This is a genomic window from Gordonia sp. NPDC003376 (assembly GCF_053589235.1).
In genome coordinates this window covers 41,792-48,458 of sequence record NZ_JBSFRM010000023.1, presented here as the reverse complement: position 1 = coordinate 48,458, position 6,667 = coordinate 41,792, and the positions used below count along the sequence as shown (strand labels likewise).

The window sequence follows — 6,667 nt, the reverse complement described above, 5'->3', positions numbered from 1 at the left end:
GTCGGTCCCGGCTCAATCATCGAGTGGCAGTTGGTGGTTGAGCCGGTGAGGAGCGGAGCGACGAGGCGTGTCGAAACCTCTGTCGGCCGACGTCGGGGAGGTGACCACCTCAGAAGTGGTGACCATCTCCCAGCGCACGGTGTGGGGATTTCGACTCGGGTCCTCGCTTCGCTCGGTCCCGGCTCAATCATCGAGTGGCAGTTGGTGGTTGAGCCGGTGAGGAGCGGAGCGACGAGGCGTGTCGAAACCTCTGTCGGCCGACGTCGGGAGGTGACCACCTCAGAAGTGGTGACCATCTCCCAGCGCATGGTGTGGGGATTTCGACTCGGGTCCTCGCTTAGCTCGGTCCCGGCTCAATCAGCGGTGGGGGTCCCCGGCTCAATCATCGAGTGGCAGTTGGTGGTTGAGCCGGTGAGGAGCGGAGCGACGAGGCGTGTCGAAACCTCTGTCGGCCGAGGTCGGAACGCGAGCATCTCGGAGGTGGCTGATGCCGGCACCGCCGGGGAGTCCGGGTTCAACCACCTTGGGGCGCAGGCGGAGCGAACGTGTGCCCCGCCCGCACCCACGTCGGCGGCTGATCGGCTTCGCGGAGATGCCGTTTCACCGTCTTGAATGTGGCGGTCTCCGGCAGTGCACCGACGATGCGCACCCGATGCGGCCACTGCTTGGGGCCCAGGTCCGGTTGCGACTCGAGGAACCGGGTCAGCGACGACGGATCGAGACTTCCGTCGACCACCACCACGGCCTCGATCTCGTCGCCGATCTCCACCGGCACCCCGAAGACCGCTGCCTGACGGATCTGTGTATGACGCAGCAGGATTCGTTCTATCGGACCGGTGCCGAGGTTCTCGCCGTCGACGCGCAGCCAGTCGCCGAGACGGCCGGCGAAATGGATGTAGCCGGCGTCGTCGACCCAGCCGAGGTCACCGGTGTGATAGATCCCGCCCCGCATCCGCTCGGCGGTGGCCGCGGGGTCGTTGTGGTAACCGCTGAACAGTCCGGAACCGGCGGAATTGACGATCTCACCGATCTCACCCGTGGGCACCGGAACTCCGGTCTCCGGGGAGACGATCGCGGTGGGTGCGCGTAGCGGGCCCAAAGCGTCCTCCGGGGTCTCCGGGGTGCGGGTGATCGCGACACCGCCCTCGGTGGAACCGAATCCGTCGATCACTCGGCAGCCGAAGCGACGGGCGAATCGTTCCCGATCGGCGGCCGGGGCCTCGTTGCCGTAGACGAGCCGCAGCCGGGTGCCGGCGTCGTCGGGCTGGGCGTCGGTGGCCAGGACGTAGTTGAGGGGCTTGCCGACGTAGTTGGCATACGTGACTCCGTACCGTTTGACATCGGCGACGAAGCCGCGGGCGGAGAACGTACGTCGCAAGGCGATCGACGCCCCGCCGGCCAGTGCTACCGACCACCCGGCGATCATCGCGTTGGAGTGGAACATCGGCATCGACAGGTAGACGACGTCGTCGGGGCTGATCGAGAATCGCTCGGCCAGCATGGTTCCCGCCGAAGCGAAGGTGCGTTGGGTACAGCGCACCGCCTTCGGGTCGCCGGTGGTCCCGGACGTGAAGATCAACATCAGGAGATCGTCGGGTTCGGGGCAGTGGTCGAGAAGTACCTCCGAACGGGTGGTCCACTGTGCCGCCTCGGCGATGTCGAGCACCGGTACCCCCGCATCGACCCCGTCGAGAAGGTCCGCGGTGTCGGAATCGGTCAACACCAGTTGGCATTCGGCCCGCACGATGTCGGCAGCGAGTGCCGCTCCCCGCCGGGTGGTGTTGAGTCCGACCACCACCAGACCGCTCATCGACGCCGCCGCGACCAGGACACTGAACTCCACCACATTGTCGAGCAGCACCCCGACATGCGGTGGGCGGGCGGAATCCAGGCGTTCACGTAGGGTCGCACCGCGCACCCGCGACAACCGGAGATGGTCGGCCCACGACAAGAATCCGTGCTCGCCCATCACCCCGCGGTCATCGACGTCGGTGAGGACGTCGAGGAGGGAACCGATCGTCGCAGCGGAGGTGAACGGGATGGTCATCGGGCCGGCTCAGGCGGGTGTGGTGGCCAGCGCGGAACCGATGTGGGCCAACGTCACCGGCGCCGAACCCAGCGTGAACTCGTTCTGCTTGGCGCGCAGGAAGTATCGGTGCACCGGATGGCTGGTGTCCAGTCCTACGCCGCCGTGCACGTGAACAGCCGTGTGCGCCACACGATGGCCGGCCTCGCATGCCCAGAACTTGGCGGTCTGCACCGCGACGCGGACGCTCGGAGCGTGGCCGTGCTCGTCTTCGGTGTCGAGCGCGAACCGCCACGCGGCCTGGGTGGTGGTCAGCGACAACCCCTGGGCGTCGATGTAGCCGTCGGCGAGCCGTTGTGCCACAGCCTGAAACGATCCGATGGCCCGGCCGAACTGTTCACGTTCGGCGGCATAGGCCGCGGTCAGCTCCAGTGCTCGTGCGACGGTGCCGCTCTGGTCGGCGCATACGGCGAGCGTCATCCGGTCGGTCAGTTCGGCCACGGTGGCGGCCCCGCCGGAGAGGATGTCGTCGGCGCGGACGGCCACGTCGTCGAACTCGACGATCGCGACCGGGGTGCTGCCGGTGGCCGCGGTGGGGACCACCGTGACGCCGGGGGTGTCGGCGGGCACGAGCACGGCATGAACCCCGCCGTCGTCGACCGCATTCACCAGGAATGCGCCGGCGATGTCGGCATATCCGACGTTCACCTTGGTCGCCGACAGCCGCACTCCGTCGTCGGTGTGGAGGAGCCGCGCGTGTGGGGTCAGGGGGTCGGTGCCCAGGTCCTCCTCGAGTGCCACCGCCATCACCACCGCACCCGAGGTCGCGGCAGCGAGCACCGAGGCGCGCAACGCCTGCGTACCGTGTGCGGCGATGACCGGAGTGGCGGCAACGGCGTGGGCGCCGAACGGTACCCGGGACAGCCGGCGGCCCAATTGCTCTGCGATGGTGACCGATTCGACCATACCCAGCCCCAGCCCGTCGCAGGACTCCGGGGCCTCCACGCCCAGCAGTCCGGCAGCGGCCAGTTCACGCCACAGGACGTCGTCGAAGGGGGCGTCGGCGGCCTCGAGTTGATCGATGTGCTCGTCGGTACAGAGCTTCCCGGCGATGTCACGGGTCAGGTCGCGCAGCGCGACGGCCTCGTCGTCAAGGGTGAAATCCATGATGGCTCTTTCAGATCTGAGAGACTATCGGGGTCAGCGTCGCTGGTGCGGCTGGCCGAGGGCCAGCATCGCGATGATGTCGCGCTGCACTTCGTTGGTGCCGCCGCCGAAGGTCAGGATCAGCGATGTCCGCTGATACCGCTCGAGACGGCCGCGCAGGTGCGCACGATCGCTGCCGGCGCGGATGGTGGCGGCAGGGCCGACCGCCTCCATAAGCAGACGGTATGCCTCCGTGGCGAACTCGGTACCGAACACCTTGGTCGCCGACGCGTCGGCGGGGCTCGGCGCCCCGCCGGACGCCGCAGCCGAGGCGATCTTCCAGTTGATCAGCTTGAGGAACTCCACCTTGGCGTGTACGCGCGCCAGGTTCTGGCGGACCCAGTCGGTGTCGATCAGCGCGCTGCCGTCACCGGTCTTGGTCTGCTGGGCGAAGGCCACGGTCTCCCGCAGCGCGGTCTGGATCGGTGCGGCGCTACACAGCGCCACCCGCTCGTTGTTGAGCTGATTGGTGACCAGCGCCCAACCCCGGCCCTCCGGCCCGACGAGCGCGGTGGTGGGCACCCGGACATCGGTGTAGTAGGTGGCGCTGGTGTCGACGCCGGCCATCGTGTGCACCGGGGTGTAGGCGAAGCCGGCACTGGCGGTGGGGACGATCAGCACCGAGATCCCGTGATGCTTCTTGACCCCGGCGCTCTTGTCCTCGGTGACCTTGCCCTCGGGGGTGAGCGCGGCCGGGTCGGTGCGGCATGCCAGCCAGATGTAGTCGGCGTAGGGCACCAGGCTGGTCCACATCTTCTGCCCGTTGACCACGTAGTCGTCGCCGTCGCGGATCGCGGTGGTGCGTAGCGCGGCGAGGTCGGTGCCCGCCTCCGGCTCGGAGTACCCGATCGAGAAATGCAGCTCACCGGCGGCGATCCTCGGCAGGAAGAACGCCTTCTGCTCGTCGGTACCGTAGGCCATGATGGTCGGCGCCACCGAGTTGATGGTGAGGAACGGCACCGGCGCCCCGGCGATCGCGGCCTCGTCGGTGAAGATCAGCTGATCCATCATCGAGCGATTCTGGCCGCCGAACTCCTCCGGCCAGCCCAATGCCAGCCAGCCGTCGGCGCCCATCTGGCGGACGACGTCGCGATAGGCGTCGCCCTCGCCGAGTTCGCCGTCGCCGCCGGCGAGTGCGGCGCGCCGTTCCTCGGTCATCAGGCCCGCGAAATAGCTGCGCAGTTCGGTCTGCAGGGCGGATTGTCGATCGGTGTATGCGATTCGCATCGTGGGGCTCCGTGATCGTCGCCGAGAAGTGTGTCGGGCCGGCGGGTCGATGCGCATCGGGCGGTGCTGGATCTGCGTCGATACTCGCCAATATCTGAAACACGTTCTAACCTGTTTGGTGTAGCCCGTCAACCAGCGGGGGGAATGAGAGGGAGTGGCTGCCATGCGAATCAGGGCCGATTTCGACCTGTGCGAGTCCAACGCGATCTGCGTCGGGATGGCGCCGGACATCTTCGATCTCGACGACGACGACTACCTGGTGATTCTTCAGGAAGAGGTTCCCGCCGACCGGATCGAGGAACTGCACCAGGTGGTCGCCAGTTGCCCGAAGTCGGCGTTGTCGCTCGAGGAGTGAGTTTCGCCGAAACGGTCACGGTTCGACGCCGCAACCGGCTAACGTGTTAGAACAAGTTCTAGTTTTTCGTTCACGCCGGTTCTCGGATAGGGGTTTGCAGTGGCTGGATCGTTGGAGGGGCGCGTCGCGGTGGTCACCGGGGCGGGCGCGGGACTCGGCCGAGCCGAAGCGCTCGGTCTGGCCGCCGACGGGGCGACGGTCATCGTGAACGACCTCGCGTCCGCACTCGAGCGCAGCGACGTCGTCGACACCATCAGGGCGGCCGGAGGCACCGCCGTACCGGTGGCCGGCGACATCTCCGACGCCGCCACCGCCACCGAGATCATGCGCACCGCGACCGGTGATCTCGGTGGCCTGCACATCCTGATGAACAATGCCGGGATCACCCGCGACAAGATGTTGTTCAACCTGACCGACGACGACTGGGATCTGGTCATCCGGGTGCACCTGCGGGGACACTTCCTGCTCACCCGAAATGCCGCCGCGCATTGGCGCTCAGAATCCAAGGCCGCAGGGGGTGCGCCGGTCTACGGCCGGATCATCAACACCTCGTCGGAGGCGGGCCTACTCGGCCCGGAAGGGCAGGCGAACTACGGTGCTGCCAAGGCCGGCATCACCGCCCTGACGCTGTCGGCGTCGCGGGTGCTCGGCCGATATGGCGTGCGCGCCAACGCAATCTGCCCTCGGGCGCGCACCGGGATGACGGCGGGCGTGTTCGGCGAGGCCCCGGCCGACGGGGTCGACCCGCTCTCGCCGGAGCATGTCGTGCGGCTCGTGACCTATCTGGCCGGTCCGGATTCTGATTCGGTCACCGGGCAGGTGTTCGTCGTGTACGGTCCCCGAGTCATGGTGATGCGTGCGCCGACGGTCGACGAGGTCTTCACCGCAGACGGCGACGCGTGGGACTCCGGGGATCTCGCGAAGGTTCTGAGCAGTCACTTCGCCGACCGCGATCCGCGGCGGACCTTCTCCGCCGCCGACCTGATCGGTTGAGTCGCAGACCGAACCGGGGGGAGTGGGTCAACTGACCTACTATGGTGCGGTCGAGTGTTTACGTTGCGCATGACATCCGAGGGATGAGGAGTGCTGTGCTGAACAGGCTGGCGGGGCCCCTCGACGGGGTGGGAGATTTCGTCGCGCTCGGCGTCGATTCGGCTCGAGAGCTCTTCCGGCGACCTTTTCAGTGGCGTGAGACCGTCGAGCAGTCCTGGGCGATCGCCCGGGTGTCGATGGTGCCGACATTGCTGGTCGCCATTCCGTTCACGGTGCTGGTGAGTTTCACGTTGAACATCCTGCTACGCGAGATCGGCGCACAGGATCTGTCCGGGGCCGGTGCCGCACTGGGCACGATCACCCAGATCGGCCCCATCGTCACCGTGCTCATCGTGGCCGGTGCGGGCGCCACCGCGATCTGCGCCGATCTCGGCGCGCGGACCATCCGCGAGGAGATCGACGCGATGAAGGTGCTCGGTATCAATCCGATCCACCGGCTCGTGGTCCCGCGCATCATCGCCTCCACCGGAGTGGCCCTGCTGCTCAACAGTCTGGTCTGCACCATCGGTATCGGCGGCGGCTTCGTCTTCTCCGTCTACCTGCAGGACGTCAATCCGGGCGCCTTCATCGCCAATCTGACCCTGCTCACCGGATTCGGTGAGCTGATGATCTCGATGGTCAAGGCCGCCCTGTTCGGTTTGTTCGCCGGGATGGTCGGCTGCTACCAGGGTCTCAACGTCAAAGGCGGCGCCAAGGGCGTCGGCGACGCGGTCAACGAGACGGTGGTCTACTCCTTCATGGCCCTGTTCGTGGTCAACGTCGTGGTGACCGCGGTCGGTCTGAAGGCGACGGCGGGCTGA

Annotated in this window: 6 protein-coding genes; 3 read left to right on the top strand and 3 right to left on the bottom strand. The window is 67.2% G+C overall.

What is annotated here, in order from left to right; all coding sequences use genetic code 11:
- Window positions 1-514 precede the first annotated feature (514 nt).
- The 3 genes from ACWDUA_RS19975 to ACWDUA_RS19965 are packed head-to-tail and all read right to left on the bottom strand — an operon-like array spanning window position 515 to window position 4,459.
- Window positions 515-2,047, bottom strand: a complete 1,533-nt coding sequence (locus tag ACWDUA_RS19975; protein ID WP_449752745.1) for an AMP-binding protein — start codon at window positions 2,045-2,047, stop codon at window positions 515-517.
- Between the two features lie 9 nt (window positions 2,048-2,056).
- Window positions 2,057-3,193 (bottom strand): acyl-CoA dehydrogenase family protein, encoded by a 1,137-nt coding sequence (locus ACWDUA_RS19970; RefSeq protein ID WP_449752744.1) that lies wholly within the window; start codon window positions 3,191-3,193, stop codon window positions 2,057-2,059.
- A 33-nt stretch (window positions 3,194-3,226) separates the two neighbouring features.
- Window positions 3,227-4,459 carry an acyl-CoA dehydrogenase family protein gene (locus ACWDUA_RS19965; protein ID WP_449752743.1) on the bottom strand — a complete coding sequence of 411 codons (1,233 nt, stop codon included), beginning with the start codon at window positions 4,457-4,459 and terminating at the stop codon, window positions 3,227-3,229.
- Window positions 4,460-4,622: 163 nt separating this feature from the next.
- Between ACWDUA_RS19965 and ACWDUA_RS19960 the strand changes: the two genes are divergently transcribed.
- The 3 genes from ACWDUA_RS19960 to ACWDUA_RS19950 all read left to right on the top strand — a co-directional run bounded on the left by ACWDUA_RS19960 (window position 4,623) and on the right by ACWDUA_RS19950 (window position 6,667).
- Entirely contained in the window at window positions 4,623-4,814 is a 192-nt protein-coding gene (locus ACWDUA_RS19960) for a ferredoxin (RefSeq protein WP_449752742.1), read from the top strand.
- Between the two features lie 99 nt (window positions 4,815-4,913).
- Window positions 4,914-5,807, top strand: a complete 894-nt coding sequence (locus ACWDUA_RS19955) for a 3-oxoacyl-ACP reductase (RefSeq protein WP_449752741.1) — start codon at window positions 4,914-4,916, stop codon at window positions 5,805-5,807.
- Between the two features lie 95 nt (window positions 5,808-5,902).
- On the top strand, window positions 5,903-6,667 hold the full coding sequence (locus ACWDUA_RS19950) for an MlaE family ABC transporter permease (protein WP_053776188.1): 765 nt from the start codon (window positions 5,903-5,905) through the stop codon (window positions 6,665-6,667).

Excerpts from the sequence above, each read along its gene's own strand:
- ACWDUA_RS19975 (WP_449752745.1), bottom strand. The coding sequence starts at position 2,047 with ATGACCATCCCGTTCACCTCCGCTGCGACGATCGGTTCCCTCCTCGAC.
- ACWDUA_RS19970 (WP_449752744.1), bottom strand. The coding sequence starts at position 3,193 with ATGGATTTCACCCTTGACGACGAGGCCGTCGCGCTGCGCGACCTGACC.
- ACWDUA_RS19965 (WP_449752743.1), bottom strand. The coding sequence starts at position 4,459 with ATGCGAATCGCATACACCGATCGACAATCCGCCCTGCAGACCGAACTG.
- ACWDUA_RS19960 (WP_449752742.1), top strand. The coding sequence starts at position 4,623 with ATGCGAATCAGGGCCGATTTCGACCTGTGCGAGTCCAACGCGATCTGC.